Source organism: Vibrio rubrogenes, from assembly GCF_059641415.1.
The window spans coordinates 60,006-81,267 of the sequence record NZ_JCARSY010000007.1 but is presented as its reverse complement, the minus strand read 5'-3'; the positions used below and the strand labels follow the sequence as shown (position 1 = coordinate 81,267).

Genomic DNA, 21,262 nt, shown 5'->3' with positions numbered 1-21,262 from the left:
AATGTATTGATAAGTTTACGTATAAAGGAAAAGTGTTATGAGTATCGCGCCAAATGAAAAAGATGAGAATATCGTCTGGCACCAGCACCCGATCGATAAAACATTTCGTGCGACGCTGAAAAAACAGAAACCGGCAGTGCTTTGGTTTACCGGATTATCAGGGGCGGGTAAATCAACGGTTGCCGGCGCACTGGAAAATCGTCTGGCGCAATTGGGTTATCACACCTATTTACTCGATGGTGATAATGTCCGGCACGGGTTATGTCGAGACCTCGGCTTTTCTGCTCAGGATCGTCGGGAAAATATCCGACGAATCGGTGAACTGGCGAAGCTGATGGCAGATGCCGGACTGATCGTGCTCACTGCATTTATCTCTCCCCATCGTGCCGAACGCCAAATGGTGCGCGAGTTACTGCCGGATGGGGAATTTCTGGAAGTGTTTGTAAATACCACACTGGAAGTTTGTGAGCAGCGCGATCCGAAAGGTCTGTACAAAAAAGCCCGTGCGGGTGAGATTAGCAACTTTACGGGCATTGATTCCGAATATGAGCGACCACTACAGCCTGAAATCGATTTGCCTGCCGGTGAAATGGGGATTGATGCATTGGTTGAACAATGTCTGACTGAACTGAATCAACGCGGCATTATCGATACGTCAGCACATTAATCAGTGGTTCCCGGCAGAAATTGAATCAGACAGTATGGTGAATACTGCCCGTTACATCGGTATGAATCATGAATTTCTGCCCTAACAGGGCTGTCATTTGATCATAGTATTGTTGGTTGAGCTTATTGCCCAGTAGTTTACACAGCTCATTACCGGTGGGGCTAAAACGATAATAGAGCAAATGTATCCCCTTACTCATGGCCTGTAGAGACAGATTCTTTCCCTGATAGTGGAAGGGGAGTGGCGATTCTTGCTCGATTTCACCGGAGGCGAGCTCGGTTGCATGAAGTAAGCCGAGCTCGATCATCACCAGCAAGCTTGAATATGGAAGCTGAAAACTACCCAGACTGAGCGTAATGGTGGTATCGCGCTTACCAAAGGTAAAAATGCCATTGTGTGCCCGGATCCCAACGAATAGCTTACGGCTGTTATCTTGTCCGAAACTACAGGCAAGGGCCGCTGATTTTTGCAGAATCTGAGCCTCTTTGGGTGTCATATCTTTCAGCACTTGCAAGGCTTTCATGGATGTTGAGCCCGGGTTGGTCACTTCCCTTTTGAGCACTTGTGCCCACAAGCGCTGCATCGACGAGTTATGGATATCCTGAGCCATATCGAAAAAGCGGTAGAGCCAGTCTTGATCGGGATCGCCAGCTGTCTCGTTTTTACAAGATTTATGGGCAAGTTTGATAATGCTCTCGAGGTTTTTTTGCCGTTGTTCTTTTCGTTTACGTTCCCGCTTTAGGGCTCTGTCCAGTGGAGAAATGTCGGTTTTTTCTTCACTGATCAATGCATCGAGCCCATAATCTTTGGCAATATTTTGGATCCGGTGACCACTATCTTTGATGTAGCGTCCTCTTGAATGAGATTTGGTTGTCCCATCATCCTGATGTTCAATGATCGTGGGTGTGCGTTGTTCCATGAATAATTTGATACCGACTGACAATTGAGAGCAATAGTAACAATTTAACGCGGAATGCGAGAGACATCTAGCCGAATCGATCAAATTCCGCTACTCAAGATGCTAATATTTTGTTAAAATTGTTACTACTTATAATTTGAACATTGATGATTCCAGTGAAAAAGGCTTTGTCTATCACCGTAATATTTATTCTTTATTTTGCTTTACTCGGCTATCTCTCAAGCTATCTTGTCGTATAAACGTTGTCCTTACTGATCATCGTAAGGTTCAATACGACTCCCTTCGATCTTATATCCGGCATCTGCAACGTCACTACTGACAGGCTCTGCTTTTAGTTTGCCCACGACATAAATCACATCCCATAGCTCCTGAACGGGTGCGCCCTGAGGGAATTTCACATAGATAATCTGATTGGGTGGTGGTGGCGGCACATGGATGCAAGCCCCGAAATAAGGTACCAGCAGAAACTCAGTAATGGTTTGATCGTCCCCTTCAAGCGGGATGACAAAGCCGGGAATTTTGACAAACTTCCCATCGAGTTCTGGCCTGACAGCACCGATATGACTCTGTTGGGCTGGCGCATTACCGTTATGATCCACTGTCGGCATTCCTTGCTGATCGAACTGATGACGTTCTTTCTTCGGAATGAGATCCATCCAATCAAGCGTCTGAGGTTGCTGTGCACCCCAGACTGAAACAGAGCATAGGGTCATGAACAGAAGCACGACCGATGAAAACGCATTTTTCATTAAATTTCCTATATTCTTATTGTCATACCATCGCTGAGTGACTGTCGGTAAGCGCGTAATGCGGGTACGACCCCAATCAGGATCCCTGCGAGTTGTACGTAACCCAGTAATTGCCACTCATGATAGCTCAAACGATCGACTGTTATCATGATACCGTATTGCGAGTGAATCAGCGGTGCGACAATTGACATTAGGCCATATAAACCCGCCACGCCAACAAGAATACCGGCAAAGGTTAAGGTACTGGCTTCACTGATCAATAAAGCAAAGACATGTTTGGGCTGTGCTCCCATAGCGCGGAGAATCGCCATCTCGCGTCGCCTTTCTTGCAAACTGGTTAACAGGCTGCTGAGCATCCCCATCAGGCCGGCAATGACCACAAAAACCGAAACTGCCATTAACGCTTGCTCTGCCACCGACATCATGCCCCATAATTCTTGTAATGCAACACCCGGGAGAATTGCACTTAAGGGTTCTTTACGATATTCGTTGATCTCTCGCTGCAATGCGAATGTCTGAATACGAGATTTTAAGCCCAGATACATTGCTGTAATTTGAGTGGGTTGAAAATGTCGTTTTTCCAGAATGGTTGCATCCGGTGTTTCACCAATATGAGCCCCGGACTCCCAACCGACATGAATCGCTTCTATTGCTGCCAGAGACACGTGAACCGTTCGATCCACCGGCGTTCCTGTCGGGGCAAGAATTCCTGTGACGGTAAAGGGAAGATGATCGTGGCGGCTGAATCCGACGTCGCTAATCCCATGTGCAATAATAATTTTGCTACCGATATGATAGTTGAGTTTTTTGGCGACATCGGCACCGATGACTGTATCGAATAGCCCGTGGAACGGTTGACCGGCCTGAAAACTCAGGTGTTGCTTATGTCCGTATTGATAGAATTTAAAGTAATCAAGGTTGGTTCCCATGACCCGAAAGCCTTTATGAGAATCACCCAGTGAAATCGGGATCGCCCATTTCACCGCCCGATGATGGCTGAATTCCTGAAAACTTTTCCAGTCAATATTGTTGGTTGCATTGCCGATCCGAAAGACGGAATAAAGGAGCAGATTGACTTGGCCCGACCGTCCGCCGACGATCAGATCGGTGCCGGAAATCGTATTGGCAAAACTACTTTTTGCCTGCGTTCGGATCCGTTCTACCCCCATGAGCAGAATGACCGAAATAGCTACTGTTAAAATCGTTAAGAGTGCCGTTGTTTTACGATTGAGGACACTCTTCCAAGCCAGATTCATAATGATTTTCATGTTTAGTGTCCTACCCGGTTCAGTTGCGGCAGACTGATACTGCGGTTAAACATGGACTCCAGAGTTGGATCGTGGCTGACAAAGACCAGTGTGGCATTGACTTGATCGGCTTCTTCCATCAGGAGCTGAATAAATGCGCTGCGGTTATCGTAATCCAGCGCTGAAGTCGGTTCGTCAGCAATGAGCAGCTTCGGTGAACCAATCAACGCCCGCGCGGCAGCAACACGCTGTTGTTGCCCGATACTGAGTTCCACCACCGGCTGGTTGAGCAAATGTTCCGGAAGTTTTAATCCGGTCAGCAATTGATGGGCTTTGTCTCGCAAGGTACCGGTAATATTTTCACGACGCCGTGCTGAAAAGTGGCAGGGAAGCACAACATTATCGATAACCGATAGATACGGCAACAGATTAAATTGTTGAAATATATAACCAATATGATCCGCGCGGAAGCGATCGCGCTGTCTGGATGGCAAATCAGATAATTCATGACCTAAGACGGAAAGTGAACCTGACTGACAAGTATTGATCCCTGTCAGGAGGGCAAGCAGGGTTGACTTCCCACAGCCACTTGGCCCTTTGATGAATAGATGTTCACCGGCACTGACGGTCAGATGCTCAATATCAATCGTAGGTGGTGCATCGGCAGTCCACCGAAATTGCACATTACGGAGCTCGATGACGTATTCTGATCCAGATGGTTGTGAATCCTTCATTACTCGAAATCCTCTGAGAAGGCAGGACATTTGAATGCCCTGCCGCTACGTGAAGTTTGATGTTATAAAGATACCTTGGTCTGGTCCGGGTTCAGCTTAATGGCGGTCTGCTGACGATCCGTAAAGACATTGGTATGAATTTCATGTGAGCGTGGGAAATGGCTAAACCACTGGGTAGAGAGATGATCTAACTTTCCGCTGTCCCGACAGGTATATGTATATTGAATTGAGAAGGCTGTATGCGTGCTATGTTCGTGCTCATCGCCATCATGATGATGTTCTTCATCGTCAGCATCTTCATCGTGGTCATGATGGTGTCCACTTTCATGGGTTGCTTCATCATGGTCGTGATGCTCGTGTTCATCGTCATGGTGGTGGGCGGTCTGGCGAACATTACTATGTTCAAGTGTACAGCCAGCCTCTGCATTGATGGTAATGAGGTTATCGGCTTGTTCCAGAAGTGCCATTGCTTGATTGAGCGCTTGATGCTCCTGATCGGTTTGTGGCGGATGCTCAAAACCGACGACATCCATCCCCGGAGTTGTGATTTCAACCAACAATGCATCAGCATCCTGAGCAATATTCATTTCGACAACACCGTGAACATGCGCTTCGTGCTGACGAAAACCCTCTTCGGCTTGCGCGGATACCGCTACCATGAGCCCTGCAATGAGTGCAAGGTTATATATTTTTAACATGAAAAAAAACTCCGTCGTTAAGATGATTTAAATAAAATTCATGATGAAAACCTCGGTTTGGGCCGGTGTCCGATTGAATACACAGATCACTTGATTTGTAATCGCGACACAGCGAAACCTGCCTGATATATCACACAGGGGAAAATGTCCCGAATTGAGGTTTACTGAACGACTAGCGGAGGGGAGCGCGCAAAATAAGCTAAAAACGGTAGGCTTATTCTGATGATTTCAGACGTCGGCTCGCTATATCCGTGAGACGCGATGACTGGCAGAATCGGCGCAGAAGATTGAATGGCATGATGAATCCCGGCAAATAACTGACAGTCATGCTGCTGATGATGCATCGCCAATGTGTCAGCTTGATGAATAATGTAAGCCGCGCTGAGCCAGAGCATCAAAAAGATGGCAGCAAGAGCAACCATCTTTTTGGGGAGACGAGTCATTGGTGGACGAATCGTTTTACTGGCAGCCAACATGGGACATCCGCAATGAATGAAAAATGTTATATTATAACAATTAACCGCGGGTGCAAGTGTTATTCGTATAAAGGTCAGCAATTGCTCAAAGTGGCGTGAAGCAAACGCCTGTTCCTGCAAGCCCGCAATAACCACTCGGATTTTTTGCCAGATATTGCTGGTGGTAACTTTCCGCAAAATAATAAGGCCCGGCAGAGAGGATCTCCGTGGTGATTTGCCCCTTGCCCTCACTATTCAATAATTTTTGATAGGTTTGTCGCGAATGTTCTGCGATTAAGCGCTGTTTATCATGATAAACATAGATGGCTGAACGGTACTGTGTGCCAAGATCATTGCCTTGGCGCATGCCTTGGGTTGGATCGTGATTTTCCCAGAAATAACCCAGCAGCGTTTCCAGCGAAATTTGTTGTGGCTGATAAATTACCCGCACGACTTCGGCATGGCCGGTTTGACCGGTACATACTTCTTCATAGGTTGGATTCGGTGTATAGCCGCCTGAGTAACCGACCGATGTAGAAATGACGCCGGGAAGTTGCCAGAACAGTCTTTCCGCACCCCAGAAGCATCCCATCCCAATCAATATTTTCTGCTGACCTTTTTCTGGTTCAGCCGTGAGGCGGGAGTGATTGACAAAATGACTGTCTTCAATTTCAAGTGGTGTAAAACGACCTTTCAGAGCGGTTTCTTCTGTAACCATCTGTTGTTTGTCTGACATGAGTTTACCTTTCTCTTCTTCAGGTGAAATATGAATGCTGAACCTTGAGGCTACCGAGTGTATAAATGTAGTGCATTTTTGATAAGGCGCGAACCCGGTTGTTGTTTTCCTGCGGTTAAAACGAGTAGAACATGACGATGTTGTACTCAGTTGAGTGAAAACTGTTAACTGGCTTCCAAATGACAAGAGATGGGCCCTATTTTAGCGGGGAAATTCTATCGGATGTATATGTATTTTAGGGTGATAGATTCCGCATATCTACTGGATAACAGTGAACAATTATCGTGGTCGGAGCGCTGAATTGAAACAAATGGTGTCTGAAATGACAAATGGATGAAATAACAAAGTGTTTGAAACGACAAAATTTACGCTGCGCATACAGACGAATGACTTATCTACGGTTAAGATACCGTTTTTGACGCTTTATCCTGTGACATTATACAACGGTTGTATGAGACAATATTTTACGCTTTTCGGGTTACTGTTTGGACTGTGTTTCTCTGCTGTGTCTGCAGAGCGTCAGATAGCCCTTTCCATTGATGGGCTGGACGGTGATTTGTATGACAATGTCGAAGCGTATCTGTCGTCTATCTCTCCTAATGACTATGCCCCGAGTTTACGTTTTCAGGCCCGTGTCGAAGAAAATATATCACAGGCCTTACAGGCGCTTGGCTACTACCACCCGGCCATTCATTTTTCATTCAGTCAAGCAGACGCCAAAATTACTGTCCATGTGGATCCCGGCCCGCCGACACGGATCGATTCTGTCGATATACAGCTCTTTGGAGACGCCCGTCAAGATGAGTATTTTCAGCGCGTCGTGCAATCAAGTCAGCTGAAAAAAGGTGAGATTCTCAATCATGCCGATTATGGACAACTGAAATCCAGGCTACAAAGTCTGGCGTTAGAGCGCGGCTACTTTAACGCGAAGTTTACCAAGAACCGTCTGGAAATTTTAGAAGATGACAATCTGGCCCGGGTGGTTTTGCATTTTGATAGTGGGCTCCGCTATCGTTTTGGCAAGACCACGATGGTGGGCAGCCATATTGACCCGGAGCGGGTTGCTTCACTACAGACTTACCGGCCTGGAGACCCATATCTGGTGTCTAAAGTCGGTGAGTTTAATCAGCGTCTCGCAAGTACTGATTGGTTTTCTTCGGTTTTGGTCGAACCGGATTTGAGTCTGTTGGATACCCAGCAAGATTTACCGATGCATGTGACCTTGACGCCTGCCAAGCAAAATCAGATTGAAACGGGTGCCGGTTATTCGACAGACGTCGGGCCGAAGGTGTTGCTGAAGTGGAATAAGCCTTGGATCAACAATGAGGGGCACAGTTTCAGCAGTAGTTTCTCACTGTCAAATCCGGAACAACTTGTGACAGCGAGTTATAAAATACCGTTGGAAGATGTGTTGAATCAGTATTACGAACTGCAATACGGTCTGAAACGGGTTGATAAACTGGATACGAAAAGTATCGAATCCAACCTCTCGGTTGAACGACATTGGCGGTTGTCGAATGGTTGGCACCGGACGTTATTTACACGTTATCTTGTTGAGAATTATGAGTTGGGCACGCTGGATGACATTGGGCAATTTGTTCTGCCGGGGATTACATTTTCCCGGACTCGGATTCGTGGTAAGCGCTTGCTTACTTGGGGTGATAAAGAAACGCTGACGTTAGAATACGGTAATAAGAATTTGTACTCAGAAACCGATATTTTGAGAATTCAAGCGGGCACGTCGTGGATACGGACTTATAATGAGCACCACCGCGGATTATTTCGTTTGGATGGCGGGGCCAATTTGGTCGATGATTTCAATCAGGTTTCGCCGTCACTGAGATTTTTTGCCGGGGGCGATAACAGTATTCGCGGTTATTCGTATGAGTCGATCTCACCGCGAGATGGCGAAGGCGCGCTGAGCGGGGGCAAATATCTTGCGACGGCATCACTGGAGTATCAATACAATATCTATGGTAACTGGTGGACAGCCCTGTTTTACGATTATGGTGATGCGTTCAATTCGACACCGAACTGGAAAAGAGGGACCGGTGTCGGCGTGCGGTGGGTTTCTCCGATAGGGCCGGTTCGTCTTGATTTCGCCTGGGGGCTGGATGCAACTCCGGGCGATGAATTTCATATTCACTTCACATTGGGGCCGGACTTATGATTCGGTTTGCGTTGCGTACCAGCCAATGGGTGATCATTGCTATCGTGTTACTGCTGGCATTACTGATTGCGTTGACGGGGTTCTTGCTTTACACACCGGCAGGGTTACATCTGGCAGTCATGGGGGCTGAGCGGTTTGTCCCCGGTTTACAGGTTCACCGGGCGGAAGGGATTTTAGCTGGGAAACTGGATTTGTATGATGTGGCATACCAAGATTCACAGACGCAATTGAAGCTGCAATTGGAACATGTCGGATTGTCAGTACGGAGTCGCTGTCTGTTTCAGCCGGCATTGTGTCTTGATTCCTTGACGCTGCGCCATGTGCAGGTTTCCGTCCCGGAAACCGACCCGTCTTCTGAGCCGGATAAAGAGGCTTTGTTACCCAAGCCACTGATCAGTCTGCCGATTCCGCTTTCTGTCACGCATTTTTCTCTTGAAGATGTTACGTTGGTCTTACCGCAAGTACGGCTTCAGTGGCAGACGTTAAGCGGCGGACTATCGTGGTATCGAAGTCGTCTGAAGCTGGATAACGTAGCATTACAGCAGACGAAGATCGATGTTGAATCGTCACCGGAAACACAACAGACGGCAACTGCGTCGCTGGATAGTTTTTCATATCCGGCGATAACACTGCCGGAAATATGGATTCCGATAGATATCCGTTTGAATCAGTTCCAGTTGACGGACATGCATATTCGCAGTGAAAGTGACCGTCAGATTGAAACGCTCCGGTTATCCGCACAGGCATACCAACACCGGATTCGCATCGAACATTTAGAGGTGACAACACCAGAAGTTAAAGCCGATGGTCACGGGAATATCACGTTATCCGGAGGTTATCCACTGGATATCCACCTGAATTCAGTACTGCATTTGCCGGAAATCGCGGGACAGCGTGTGACTGCCGAAGTACATGGCAGTCTGGCAAAAATGCAGCTCTCAGCGACGTTGGGTGAACGGGTTCGGGGAAGTATTGCTGCACAGCTTGAACCGCTGACTGCCGGTTTTCCTTTCGATATCACAGTGGATAACCTTGCCGGACAGTGGCCTCTTTCCGGTGATGCACAGTATCAGCTGGATCTTGGACATGTCAGTCTGGAAGGAAAACTCGATCAATATCAGCTTGCCTTACAAGGGTTGGTTCACGGGAAAGAGATCCCCGCGACTCAGGTTGATATTTCCGGTCAGGGGACTCTCACTCAGCTCGAGCTTTCAGCATTACAAATTCATACACTCAATGGGGTGATTACGGGGCAAAGTCAGTTTGAGTGGCGAAAAGCGTTCACGGTCGGTTCGCAGTTATCATTCCGGCAGATACAACCTCAGGCTCAGTGGCCTGAGGTGTCGGGAAAATTGGATGGGCAGATTGACTTTAAGGCTTCTGTGTCCAGTCAGAAATGGCAACTCGATGTGACCCGGCTTGAACTGAACGGGCAGTTGCAACAATACCCACTGTATGTGTCAGGGCCATTGACCGTCTCCGGTGAAACGGAGGGGAATCAGATCCAAGCCATGACCCCGGCACTGGTCCTCTCTCATGGTAAAAATCAGCTTCGGGTCGAGGGGACTTTTGACCAACGTTGGGATATGAATGTCCATATCTCTGTCCCTGATTTAGCGAAAAGTCTCCCGGGCGGAAAAGGCAATATTCAAGGTGACATCCGTTTGCGGGGAGATTTCCTTCATCCTGAGGCGGAGGTCGCTCTGACCGGAACGCAGCTTCAGTGGCAAGATCAAATTCAAGCCAGCCAGATATCTTTGCAGGGCAAAATCAGCGATTTGATGCAGGGGCGTGGTGATGTCATGCTGAATTTAAAGCAGGGACGTTATCAGCAATATATTCTGAAAACCGTCATGTTAAGCGGGCGCGGGGATTTATCACAACATGTGCTCAGTCTGGATGCTGACACCTCGGAAGGGCGTGTACAGCTTGACGTTTCCGGATCGACTGATCGTGAGTTTCATCGCTGGCAAGGGACACTGGCACGTGCCACGCTATCGCGGGAAGAACATCAACTGACGCTACAGTCACCTGTCCGAATCGATTTGCTTCCCCCAACACAACAATTGAATGTTCAGGCGCATTGTTGGCAGGAGCAATCTTCCTCATTGTGTCTCGACCACGATATCACGATCAGCCCGTCATCCGGTCAACTGGATTTGTCTCTGCATCAACTTGATCTGGCACGTCTGGTCTCTCTGTTACCGGAAAAAACAACATTAAAAGGACACGTCGATGCCAAAGCATTTCTGATGTGGCAACAAGGGAAAGATCAACAACTGCCCCCGAAAGCACAATTAACGGTGCTCGTTGAACAAGGCCAGTTACAGCAGCAGATCACGATGAAATCATTGGTCGTCGCGTGGCAGAAAATGAAATTTCAAATGGATCTCAAAGACAATCATCTTGCGGCCAGCGGTCAGATCGATCTTGCGGAACATGGTGCGCTTGACTTCGCGGTGAAGATTCCAGATATCAAGCAGCAACAAAGAGAGGTGGCGGCAAACATCGATATTCATCGATTGGATCTGAGCCTGATGCAATCCCTGTTAGGCGATTACAGTGAATTCAAAGCCATTGCAGACGGACACCTGAAAGTCCATGGCGCTCTGTTACATCCTCAGGTCACCGGAAAACTGAGCGTCAGTCAAATTCGGTTGCAGGGGCTGGTTACACCGGTCGATATTCATCAGGGGAATATTGATATTCAGTTTGAGGGCTATCAGGCTCAACTTGCTGCATTGGTACAGACTCCGGAAGGGGAGCTACATCTTCAGGGAGATGCCGACTGGACGAGACTGGATGACTGGGCGGTTCATTCCCGATTATATGCTGACGGGGTCGATATCGATTTTCCACCTTATGTACAGTTGAAAGCGATCCCTGATATGACGCTGACATTAACACCGAAAGTCGCGAGAGTTGAAGGATCGGTTGAGTTACCCGAAGGGAAGATTACCGTGGATAAACTGCCCGACAGCGCGGTTCAGGTATCTCCTGATCAGGTTATTCTTCAAGACGCTCAACCGATCAAACAGACGCAATCACTACCGTTTATTTTGGAAAGTAAAGTGACGGTGAAGATAGGCTCAGGTGTTCGGTTGTCAGCCTTCGGATTGGATGGAAAGCTGCAAGGCGAATTGAAGATTTCACAGCGAGACAATACGCCATTTATGACCGGAGAAGTCAATATTCTGAACGGGACTTATCGTTCGCTGGGACAAGATCTGGTCATTCAACAAGGAAAAGTCATTTTAAACGGGCCGATCAGTCAGCCTTATGTATCGATTACCGCGATTCGTAACCCGGATAATATTGCCGATAATGTCACCGCCGGGATCAAAGTCAACGGACCGGCAGACAATCCGTCCGTGTCGGCTTTTTCAGAGCCGGCCATGGCGCAAGCAAATGCGCTTTCTTACTTAATTCGCGGACAAAACCTCGATGCGGAGTCGAATAATGGTGCATTGACAACGAGCCTCATCGGTTTGAGCCTTGCCCAGAGCGGAAAACTGGTCGGAGAGATCGGTCAGGCATTCGGTGTACAGGATCTACAGTTAGATACATCCGGCTCGGGAGATCAGTCTCAGGTTACGGTCAGTGGTTATATTTTACCGGGGTTGCAAGTGAAATATGGGGTTGGTATTTTTAACTCTGTCGGTGAATTTACGGTGCGTTATCGCCTGATGAGTGACTTGTATATAGAAGCGATCTCCGGGTTGACGAGTACCATGAATATCTTGTATCAGTTCGAGTTTGACTAAGGCCTGAGGGATGGTGTGAGGTTATCCTCCAGACTTGATAGTGAAAGATTGTAATGTCGCATGATTTCTATCGCGAGAGCGTCTATGGTTACAAATGTCGCGGTGAAAGCATGAAGTCTGACGCTGAACGTGATGAGAGAATAAACAAGGAGTGTTTATGCAGCAACATTTAGTGTTTGTCTACGGTACGTTGCGTGATGGCGAAGATAATCACTGGTATTTGGGAGAAAGCCCGATGCTGGGATATTACGAAACGCCACCGGAATTCACCCTGTATGATCTCGGACCTTATCCGGGATTGATTGAAGGACATCAGTCGGTTATGGGTGAAATCTATGTCGTTGATGATAAGACATTATCCCGCCTTGATGAGCTGGAAGATGTGCCCGTTGAATACCGCCGGGAGCGTATTGAAACGCCCTTTGGCATGGCTTGGATCTATTTTTATCAGGATGTATCCAAGTTAACGCAGGCGATCGCATCCGGAGACTGGTGTCAGCGTGTGTAATGGCGGGGTTTGAGCATGTTAGCTCACTTGAGCTTGTCATTCGGTGATTGTCATCTCTGAATAATGGTTGTCATCTCTGAATAAATTGCCATCTTTTGATAAATAGAGGAGATGGCAATCAACAAAATTGTGAACAGTGCTTACTGTACAACGTTGCACCTGATTATGATTTTAATTTATAACCGGATTTGACTATTTTGACGGAAATTATCAAGAGAATTAAATTCATCGCCAATAGAAATGAAATACCGGTAAGCAATGATGTTTCACTATCACCAATAAATGCTTTACGCATTCCATCAACATAATAAAAAAATGGATTCACCTCTATCAGATTATGCATATAAACCGGAATGCTGTTGATGGAGTAGAAAGTACAGGACAGGTAAATTAACGGGATGATGAAGAAGTTTGTCATGGCTTTGCTATGATCATAGGTTTGAGCCAATATCCCTCCGATAAACCCTAATGCTGAGAAAAAGAATGTGCCCAGAAAAAGATAGATAAATAATAGACTCAGTGATGATATTGTGATTGGCGTCAGCATCATCATAAACAGTAAAGAAACAATACAGACAGCAAATCCTCTTATTATACCTGCAACGATAAAGGCTAATACCAGTTCATAGGCAAGAATTGGTGCCATGAGTACATCGATGAATGTTCCCTGAATTTTAGCTGTAACAATTGAAGAAATATTATTATCGAATGCGTTTTGAGCTGCTGCCATAGATATAAGACCTGAAACCAGAAATAAAGAATAAGATAATTGGTCTTTATTTGATGAAGACTGATTAAAAACAATCGATACAATTGTATAAAGAACCAGAATGACAGTAGCTGGTGCTATAATCGTCTGAAGCGGGACTTTACAAAATCGGATTAACTCTTTATTGATTAAAGAATAGAAGCTGATAATGTTAGGAAGTATCATAAGATTTACCTGATAGAATCTAGAATTAAGTGAATGATGGTCGCGTAATAAATCGCTCAAGCATGTATTTCAGTTCAGTATGATTCGTGAGCTTTGTGTAATGAATCGTATTCATACCACTGGCTTCGGCAACGGATAAAACCGATGGATTATCATCAATGAGTAACATCATGGACGGGGAACATCGATATCGCCTGATGATTTTTTGAAACATCGAGAGATTTATTTTTTGATCATGAAAATGGTAGGAAAACAATCGTTCATCAATATATGCATCAATGGCTGGAAATATTGTAGAGATGCCTGACTCAACCAGCGGTGAATTGTCAGTCAGTAATATTCGGTCACATGGTTTAGCCAGAGTTTGGATGATTTCTGTTATTTCTGTATTGAGAGTAAAGGCACTGGTCCATAGTTCTGCTATTGCCATATTGCCGAGTGTGGACCCAGTTTGTCGGCGAATAAAATGACACATTTCGTCGAGTGAATACCGGCCTTGATCACCATGGTGATCAAATCCGGATTCCCAAAACATCTCATGTAAGGTTTTTGCTTCTATCTGGAAGGCATTGGACATATTTTCCAGCCGCTGGGCATGATTGAAATAACAAAGAACATTGCCTAAATCGATGAAAATTTTCTTTTTCATAAACAATTCCTCTGATCGGTTCAGCGCTCAAAAACTGAGGGCGTTTGGGTTAGGTTCTCAAAGGCAGTTTCCAGTGAAATTGTTGTGTGATCGATCGACTGTATATTCATCCCGCTGTTAATGAGCATTTTGAATAAGCGGTTCATGGATGTTGTTGTTTCATTGTAAAGTAGAGACAATTCATGCGGACTGACTATGTTTACCTGAATTTCTTCAGGAAATTCAGGGGGAGTTTCTAGCGGGAGCGCCAATTTGATATCGAGCTTCTGGTTGCCAGTGGTGTGCATAATAGATTGAGTGGCATCATATTTGATCAACTGACCTTGATTGATGATCGCGATTTTATCACAGACTTCTTCTGCTTCCTGAAAGTAGTGTGTCGTTAGGATGACGGTTGTGCCCTGAGTGCGATTAAGCTCGACAATGTACTCCCAAAGGCTGCGTCTGAGTTCGATATCGACCCCGGCTGTCGGCTCATCGAGAATAATGATCGGTGGGCGGTGAACTAATGCTTTTGCAATCATGACGCGTCTTTTCATCCCGCCGGATAAAGAGCGGGATGGGACATGCATTTTGTCTTTCAGCCCCAGAGCCGTTAATAATGCTTCTGTTCGATGTTCTTTTTTCGGCACACCATATAACCCAGCCTGAAAATCGACGATTTCAAAAGGTGTAAACAAAGGGTCTACGGCCAGCTCTTGCGGAACAATGCCGATTGATTTTCTGAATTGAAGCGTCTCTTTCTCTAAATCGTGACCAAAAATATTCACTTCACCTTTATCTTTGAGCACCAGACCTGAAATGATATTGATGAATGTACTTTTCCCTGCACCATTTCGTCCTAACAGGCCGATAATTTCACCGGGGTTTACTTCCAGGTTGATATCTTTCAGCGCTTCGATTTTTTTATTTTTAGCAATTGTATAGGTTTTACTCAGCCCACGGATTCTCAGAGCGTGAGTTGAGTGAACGGTCTGTTTGTCTGAAGGATTACACATAACACTCCCTGTTCCGGTTGATGAAGCCCGATTCGTCATGCCAGTAGTTCCCAACAGTTGAGTCGGTCACATGCAGCTAAACTATGGGTTAATTGCGGCATCCAAAGATGCGCCGGTAAATTGATTTTCCAATGGCGGATAGGAACACATAAGGATCGTAGAATACCTAGCCGATAATCATATAGAAGCTGTTCAAAGCTGAAGTGATGCTTAATATGTTGTGATAAGGCATTCATATAGATATTTAATAAATCAATGTCATGAAAAACATATTTGGAGATATCGATACTAGAAATAACGAGGTGAACTAAATCGTGTGCTGAAAAAGAAATTTTCCAGTCTTGCCAGTCAATGAGCTTTAATGATGCTGTTTCCTGATGAAGGAGAAAGTTTCCCGGATGAGGATCGGAATGAATCAATGTTAAGTGATGATGATTTCCATGTTGTTCAGAAAATAGTCGTTGTTGCAATCGTTCCGGTAGTCGTTCAAATAGTCGTTTAAAATGCTGAATGTGTTTGCCAGACAAGTGGAACTGACTGTTTAAAACGAAATCATGGAAATAAGTATCGGCTCCCCGCATGAAGTCAGTTAAAATATACGTCCGTTGCACCTCCGAAGGCAGAGATGTGACGTGATGATGGCTACCCCACCACTCACTGTGAATGGTGGCCAGACAATGTATCATGCGCTCTATCTGGCTATTAGTCGGTAGCGTGTATCGATTGATTGGCTGATGGGTCTGACTTAAGTCTTCTAATATCAACAGACATTTTGTAGCGGATGCACATCCGTCAATAAACCGTGGTAAAACATGGCGAGTTGTTTGTTCGGCCGTCGTGCACATCTCAGAGATATGGTGATAGAACTCGATCTCTTTTTGGAAATTTCGGATTGAAATTTCATTTATCTCAATCGGTATTTTGATAAAGAATGGAGATGAGTTTTCTGGAGAGGCCGTTTCCAGTGTGGCTCGAAAACATAACGATGTCGGCTCTCTCGATAAAAGCGCGATGTTGACACGCGCTCTTTCTCCAAGACTTAGAGCGTCCCTTAATTGAGTAACACATTGCTGTGTGTAATGTGTTATCGCTAAGTCACTCACGATTGATTCCTGATGAACCGATTTCATTACACTGACCTCCGTTTACTCGATCACTGATTGAGTGGAGAGTTTTGCCTGGCTAAGCCAGGTTTCACACTGAGAAAGGGACTCAATGACTGTTTGAGGTGAATGACCGAAGCAGGCAATCATTGCCCAGCGACCGGGAACCACCGCAATAATGTATACCTCGGTTCCTGTGTTATCAGCAAAGTCCTGCAACGATTGACCCAGAGTGTCATAAGTGCACTGAGCTGTGGGTTTTAAAACGCGAGTGCCTGCAATATATCCATCACGGATACGAGCTTCATGTTGATCACAAAAAGCCCGGAGGTACTCTGCGCCATGTGACGACAGATTGGGATCTTGTAAGATAAGCATGTTGTCATCATGCTCCAGAACACTGTCTGTTGTTCCGATAGCAAAATCGACGCCACCAGTGACCAGTGCGCCATTGAAAGCCTGAACAATGCGTTCCATCGTATTCAGGATCTTATCGTATTGCAGCTCTGACAGCCCGATCACATGCGCATGCTCTTTGGGAATCAGGATATTCCCGACCCAGACATTACCAATCATGGTTTGTAACGTCACCGACGGCAGTACATGCCCGTAGCGAATATGGGCGGATAAAGCAATTTTAAAGGATCCTTCCGCAGTATTGAGCCGTTTGTAGTAAAAGTGAGGTTCGAGTAAGTAGTCGTCTTCATAGCGACATGCCGTCGCTGCAAGTTTTTTAAGTGCTTCCGTATCTTGTACCGCGATGTTTGTTGTAATACGAGCGCCATCCCCCGCATTCGATGGTTTCAGGCAGACCGTTTGGATACCGTGCCGAGTATGTAAAAGCTCCACAGCTTTGGTCAGTTGTTCCAGAAATGACGATGCTTGAACGTTACTATTTGCAATACGGTATCCGGGAAGGGTGGGCAGCTTGATTCCTAATTTCTGATATACTTCGGAGCCCATTTGTTCATCCGCATACCACTCAAGCGCAGTTGTATGATGGAATGGTAGGTTATCTGACCAATCAACCCATGGATATAAAGGACCTTTTTGATTCCAGCGAGTCGCAACCTCGGCGCTATTGGAATCAACGACGATAGTATCGACATCGACTTCGTCAGCCAGCCAGCAGAGAAAAATCTGCATTTCGATATCAATGGTATAAACCCGGACAAGGGGCATTGGATTTGACTTGTACCAAGCGATCAGTGTATCAAGAAAGGGGATCGTCGCGCCGTCTTTGTAAGCACTTGCTGCAACGAGTAATGCCTGAGACAGGTAGTAATAATCACGATAACCGATGTCCAGTGCTGTGATACCTCGTTTTTTAAACGCTAAAAAGCGACAGGCATCCAACCATGGCGATGTTCTTCCTAACACGAAATCACCATCTGTGGCGATAATTGTGGCTCGTGTTTCTAGATACGTTGCACAGTCGTAGGCGTGTCCGCCAGACAGAATTTCACTAATATCACCTTCGAATCCTCCTGTTGTGCTTGTCGCACTGTGCAAGATGAGGCTTGGGGGAAGCTGGCCGCTGTCATCAGCGATGAACGGGATGATGAGTTGACTGGCGCGCTCGTGAACCATATCAAACGTACAATCATTACCATTTGATGGAGGTAAAGAGAGCAGATGTTGTGCGAGCTGCTTGAGTTTATCTTTGCGAATGACTTGTGGTCCGGTAAAAAAACCTTCCCACGGTACATTTTGACCGTCTTCGAGCGTGGCAAAACAGCAAGGATAAGTATCGCAATGAGATTGTTCAGACATAGTATGCTGTCTCCTGTAATGAATCACATGGTTCTGACGTTTGAGCGCTGTGGTATGAGATATTCATTCTGTATAGCAAACGGCACTGACTGAAGTCAGATGTCGGCTGAATTTGGTGGCCGGAATGTAATGTGGTTGTATTGTCCCAAATTACGATATCTCCTTGTTCATATCGGTGATGGTACTGCTGGGCATGACTGAATACGTAGTCTTCCAATGCATCAAGGAGTTTGACCGATTGCTGTTCTGAGAGCTGATCAATAAAAAAAGAGGTTCCGGATATCGCGAAGAGCGTTTTCTGTTGCGTCACTGGGTGTTGTTCTACTAGCTTGTGTCTGACTTCTTGCAACATCTGTGTTTGTACTTCGGACAAATGTTGCTCGGATGACGTTGCATCGGTCAGCTTTCTTCGATTCCCGAATAAGTGCCTGACATATATAGCATCAAGTTCTGCAGAACATTGCTCTTCAATTTTGTGAAGAAGCGCTTTGTTGGTATAGAGTTTGTCTAAACCATCCACAAGATTGATGAAATGAGTCTCACCGCCGTCAGTTGGCACCTGTATCGAATAAAGTGATGTTGCTATGCCTAAATCCGGTGTGTAAGACATATCACTGTGCCAGTAAGCACCGCCGTCTAGTACCCCGAATTGTTCTCCGGTTTCATCGATATAGTTTGATATTTTGATAATCTCAGGGAGTCCATCCAAGGCAAAGTTTTGCAGGACGTGATGGATAGGTTTTCCCATTTTTTCAATGAATGTTTTATACTGCTCGACAGCAATTGTCTGTTTTTTGATAATGAGAACTTTATATTTAAATAATAAATCGAGTAATGTACTGACTTCATCGGCTGTGATGGTATGACAATCTAAATCATATATTTCACAAGCAAATTGGTCATAGATTAGTTTAGTTTTCATCATGCATAACTCGTTTGATTCATTGTGTTTACCGACCGCGCACCAGCCAGTGTTCCTGTGACATATAGGCCTTCAACTGTCGTTTGACCATGATTGTTTTCAATGAAACCATCCGGATTGATATCCAGATTCGAGATGTTGTTCTCAGGGATCTGACAGCAAGTACCAATAGATGAAACAAATAACGTCTCATTGATATTGAAAAACAATTCTTTTTCCTGTTGAAGGGGCGTATCGAATAAGTGTTCATAACAATGTTTGGCAATATGTGGCGTATTTTCTTTCTGACGAATCAAGATCTTCATATAATCATTTTCTCGGATTGCCTCAGCATAGATATGAAAATTTAATCGAGTCACTTTATGATCAGTTTGGCTTTTCCAAATTCTTTCAATGGTTTTTTGGGTCGGGGCTCTGAGTGCAAAAATATCATCGGTTTCTTGCGGAAATATCCCTAAATAACATTTCGCCAGAATCGTGACTTTCATACCCAGTGTGGATGCTGATTCCGCTAGTTGGAACGCTGAATTACCACTACCGATAATGACAACTTCTTTTTTATTCAATAATGCCGGTCTGTTTTGATAAGAGAATAATCGATAGGCGTCAATACAGGTGATTGCTCCGATTCCTGAAAACTCATGTTGTATATCTTTGGGTTTAACACCAGTGGCTAAGACAAGGTTTGATGCTGTATATTGATGAATGGACGAGCTATCTTTGACATGACAGATGTAGCTTTTGTCTTGTTTTTCAATAAAAACCACATGTCCAGTTACCTTCGTGATCGGTAATTGATCAAGATAATCATTGATATATTTCATATATTCACAAGCTTTGGGAGAAAACGTACATTGCTGTACATAGTCTTGCAATGCTCTGTGGCTATTGGGGAGTTCCAGTTCATTGCAATACGACTGTAAGGGACGCTCTCCCATGACTCTCATAATGCCGCCAAACTGTTCAGCAATCAGTATGATTGATTTCCCCATCCGTGATAATTGCTTTGCTTCGATTGCTGCTGACGGCCCACCACCGATAATGATGTAATCACTCATTGTCACGTTGACTCCATAGTGTGTTGATTCGTGTACAGGCGGTTTCCATTGCATCGTCACTGACGGCATAAGAGAACCTGAGCCATTGTTCCTTGTTTTCGGTGAAGAAGGCATCCATTGGTAAAGGGGTAACCCCAATCATCCGGGTTAATGCATAGCACTGTTCAGTGGCACTCATACCTTGATTTTCCAGCCAGCGAGCCATAATGAAATGCCCTCCTTGCGGCCGTAACGCTTCAAATCCGGATATACGGAGTGTGTGATACAGGTGATCCCTTCGAGTCTGATAACACTTGTTGACTCGATGGCTTTCAGAAACATGATATTTTTTTAATAGATTGCTCGCTGCCCGTTGCAATATTTCTGGCAGACAATTGGACATATGACTATGAGCACTTTTGGCTATCGCCAAGCTTGATGGCGTTCCGGCGATCCATCCCAATCTGACACCGCATCCCGCCAAGGATTTTGAAATTGAACCTGCAACAAGCGTATTCAGTGCTGTTAATTCTTGATAAGGAATTGTTGTATCGTTAAAACAAAAATCACGATAAACATCATCAATTAAAAGTGCTGCGTGATTGAGTGTAATAATATTTTTTATATGCGACCATTCTGCTGTACTCACAACATGACCGGTGGGATTATGGGGGGAATTAATTAGTAATACAGATTTCCCAAGTTTCAGCTTCTCATTTAAATCATCGATATCAAGAGCTATTTTCCCTTGCTCAATGAGCATAGGGGATGTTTGCCATACCAGTCCGGCCATTTCAGCCATACCCCGATAATATGGATAAAATGGTTCAGCAACGACAATCTGTTTAAATCCTTGAGATTTAAAAGAGAATAATGCTGCAAATAGTGCTTCTGTGCATCCTGAAGTAATGGTTATGTTTTTATCATAAATATTGTTATACAGCAGGCTAACCTGCTGTATAAATTCATAATCCCCATCAATTGGTGTGTACTGCCAATGATTCTTTGTTTGGTTGCAAACTTCATTTTGCCACAATGTGTCATATATATTATTTGGTATTCCTTGAGATAAGTTTATAGCATTGTTTTCTTTTGCTATATTTGTCATCTTCTGGAATATTTCAATCGTTTCGGAAATATTAATATTTAACATAAGCTCTCCCAAACAAAGTATTTTTTCTATTGAGTATTCAATATAC

18 protein-coding genes and 1 pseudogene are annotated in these 21,262 nt (G+C 45.1%); 4 read left to right on the top strand and 15 right to left on the bottom strand.

Translation table 11 applies throughout. The annotated features are described in order from the left end of the window. The first annotated feature begins 37 nt into the window (after window positions 1-37). Entirely contained in the window at window positions 38-667 is a 630-nt protein-coding gene (gene cysC / locus AC55NX_RS07315) for an adenylyl-sulfate kinase (protein ID WP_496995141.1), read from the top strand. 25 nt (window positions 668-692) lie between these two features. Here cysC and AC55NX_RS07310 read toward each other — a convergent pair whose 3' ends face one another. The 7 genes and pseudogenes from AC55NX_RS07310 to msrA form a co-directional block, all read right to left on the bottom strand. Beyond that, a complete protein-coding gene (locus tag AC55NX_RS07310; protein WP_496995140.1) occupies window positions 693-1,586 on the bottom strand; it encodes a TIGR03899 family protein in 894 nt (297 codons plus the stop codon). Between the two features lie 248 nt (window positions 1,587-1,834). After that, a pseudogene (locus AC55NX_RS07305) lies at window positions 1,835-2,251 on the bottom strand (DUF3299 domain-containing protein); the annotation flags it as partial. A gap of 92 nt (window positions 2,252-2,343) precedes the next feature. Continuing rightward, window positions 2,344-3,603 (bottom strand): ABC transporter permease, encoded by a 1,260-nt coding sequence (locus AC55NX_RS07300; protein WP_496995139.1) that lies wholly within the window; start codon window positions 3,601-3,603, stop codon window positions 2,344-2,346. A gap of 2 nt (window positions 3,604-3,605) precedes the next feature. Beyond that, window positions 3,606-4,316, bottom strand: a complete 711-nt coding sequence (locus AC55NX_RS07295) for an ABC transporter ATP-binding protein (RefSeq protein WP_496995138.1) — start codon at window positions 4,314-4,316, stop codon at window positions 3,606-3,608. A 62-nt stretch (window positions 4,317-4,378) separates the two neighbouring features. Continuing rightward, window positions 4,379-5,014: a zinc uptake protein ZrgA gene (gene zrgA, locus AC55NX_RS07290; protein ID WP_496995137.1), complete on the bottom strand. Its 636-nt coding sequence runs from the start codon at window positions 5,012-5,014 to the stop codon at window positions 4,379-4,381. 161 nt (window positions 5,015-5,175) lie between these two features. Continuing rightward, window positions 5,176-5,490 (bottom strand): DUF2607 family protein, encoded by a 315-nt coding sequence (locus tag AC55NX_RS07285; RefSeq protein WP_496995136.1) that lies wholly within the window; start codon window positions 5,488-5,490, stop codon window positions 5,176-5,178. A gap of 85 nt (window positions 5,491-5,575) precedes the next feature. Next, window positions 5,576-6,205, bottom strand: a complete 630-nt coding sequence (msrA, locus tag AC55NX_RS07280; protein ID WP_496995135.1) for a peptide-methionine (S)-S-oxide reductase MsrA — start codon at window positions 6,203-6,205, stop codon at window positions 5,576-5,578. A gap of 451 nt (window positions 6,206-6,656) precedes the next feature. Here msrA and tamA point away from each other — a divergent pair, with 451 nt between their 5' ends. The 3 genes from tamA to AC55NX_RS07265 all read left to right on the top strand — a co-directional run bounded on the left by tamA (window position 6,657) and on the right by AC55NX_RS07265 (window position 12,647). After that, a complete protein-coding gene (gene tamA / locus AC55NX_RS07275; protein ID WP_496995202.1) occupies window positions 6,657-8,375 on the top strand; it encodes an autotransporter assembly complex protein TamA in 1,719 nt (572 codons plus the stop codon). Continuing rightward, window positions 8,372-12,139, top strand: a complete 3,768-nt coding sequence (gene tamB, locus AC55NX_RS07270) for an autotransporter assembly complex protein TamB (RefSeq protein ID WP_496995134.1) — start codon at window positions 8,372-8,374, stop codon at window positions 12,137-12,139. Before tamA ends, tamB begins: the two co-directional genes overlap by 4 nt. 157 nt (window positions 12,140-12,296) lie before the next feature. Continuing rightward, window positions 12,297-12,647: a gamma-glutamylcyclotransferase family protein gene (locus AC55NX_RS07265; protein ID WP_496995133.1), complete on the top strand. Its 351-nt coding sequence runs from the start codon at window positions 12,297-12,299 to the stop codon at window positions 12,645-12,647. Between the two features lie 163 nt (window positions 12,648-12,810). Here AC55NX_RS07265 and AC55NX_RS07260 read toward each other — a convergent pair whose 3' ends face one another. From AC55NX_RS07260 to AC55NX_RS07225, 8 genes are read right to left on the bottom strand one after another with little or no spacing between them, the layout of a single operon-like run. After that, entirely contained in the window at window positions 12,811-13,641 is an 831-nt protein-coding gene (locus tag AC55NX_RS07260; protein ID WP_496995132.1) for an ABC transporter permease, read from the bottom strand. Beyond that, window positions 13,607-14,230 (bottom strand): HAD family hydrolase, encoded by a 624-nt coding sequence (locus AC55NX_RS07255; protein WP_496995131.1) that lies wholly within the window; start codon window positions 14,228-14,230, stop codon window positions 13,607-13,609. Before AC55NX_RS07255 ends, AC55NX_RS07260 begins: the two co-directional genes overlap by 35 nt. A gap of 20 nt (window positions 14,231-14,250) precedes the next feature. Further along, window positions 14,251-15,267 (bottom strand): ABC transporter ATP-binding protein, encoded by a 1,017-nt coding sequence (locus tag AC55NX_RS07250; RefSeq protein WP_311846141.1) that lies wholly within the window; start codon window positions 15,265-15,267, stop codon window positions 14,251-14,253. Beyond that, window positions 15,264-16,358 (bottom strand): oxidoreductase family protein, encoded by a 1,095-nt coding sequence (locus AC55NX_RS07245; protein ID WP_496995130.1) that lies wholly within the window; start codon window positions 16,356-16,358, stop codon window positions 15,264-15,266. The genes AC55NX_RS07250 and AC55NX_RS07245 overlap by 4 nt, the downstream gene beginning before the upstream one ends. A 15-nt stretch (window positions 16,359-16,373) precedes the next feature. Further along, window positions 16,374-18,104, bottom strand: a complete 1,731-nt coding sequence (locus AC55NX_RS07240) for a hypothetical protein (protein WP_496995129.1) — start codon at window positions 18,102-18,104, stop codon at window positions 16,374-16,376. Next, window positions 18,097-19,029 carry a TauD/TfdA dioxygenase family protein gene (locus tag AC55NX_RS07235; RefSeq protein ID WP_496995128.1) on the bottom strand — a complete coding sequence of 311 codons (933 nt, stop codon included), beginning with the start codon at window positions 19,027-19,029 and terminating at the stop codon, window positions 18,097-18,099. Before AC55NX_RS07235 ends, AC55NX_RS07240 begins: the two co-directional genes overlap by 8 nt. Next, the gene (locus AC55NX_RS07230; RefSeq protein WP_496995127.1) at window positions 19,026-20,084 is read right to left on the bottom strand and encodes an FAD-dependent oxidoreductase; all 1,059 of its coding nucleotides are present in this window, start codon (window positions 20,082-20,084) and stop codon (window positions 19,026-19,028) included. Before AC55NX_RS07230 ends, AC55NX_RS07235 begins: the two co-directional genes overlap by 4 nt. Continuing rightward, window positions 20,077-21,216: a pyridoxal phosphate-dependent aminotransferase gene (locus AC55NX_RS07225; RefSeq protein ID WP_496995126.1), complete on the bottom strand. Its 1,140-nt coding sequence runs from the start codon at window positions 21,214-21,216 to the stop codon at window positions 20,077-20,079. The genes AC55NX_RS07230 and AC55NX_RS07225 overlap by 8 nt, the downstream gene beginning before the upstream one ends. Between the last annotated feature and the right edge of the window lie 46 nt (window positions 21,217-21,262).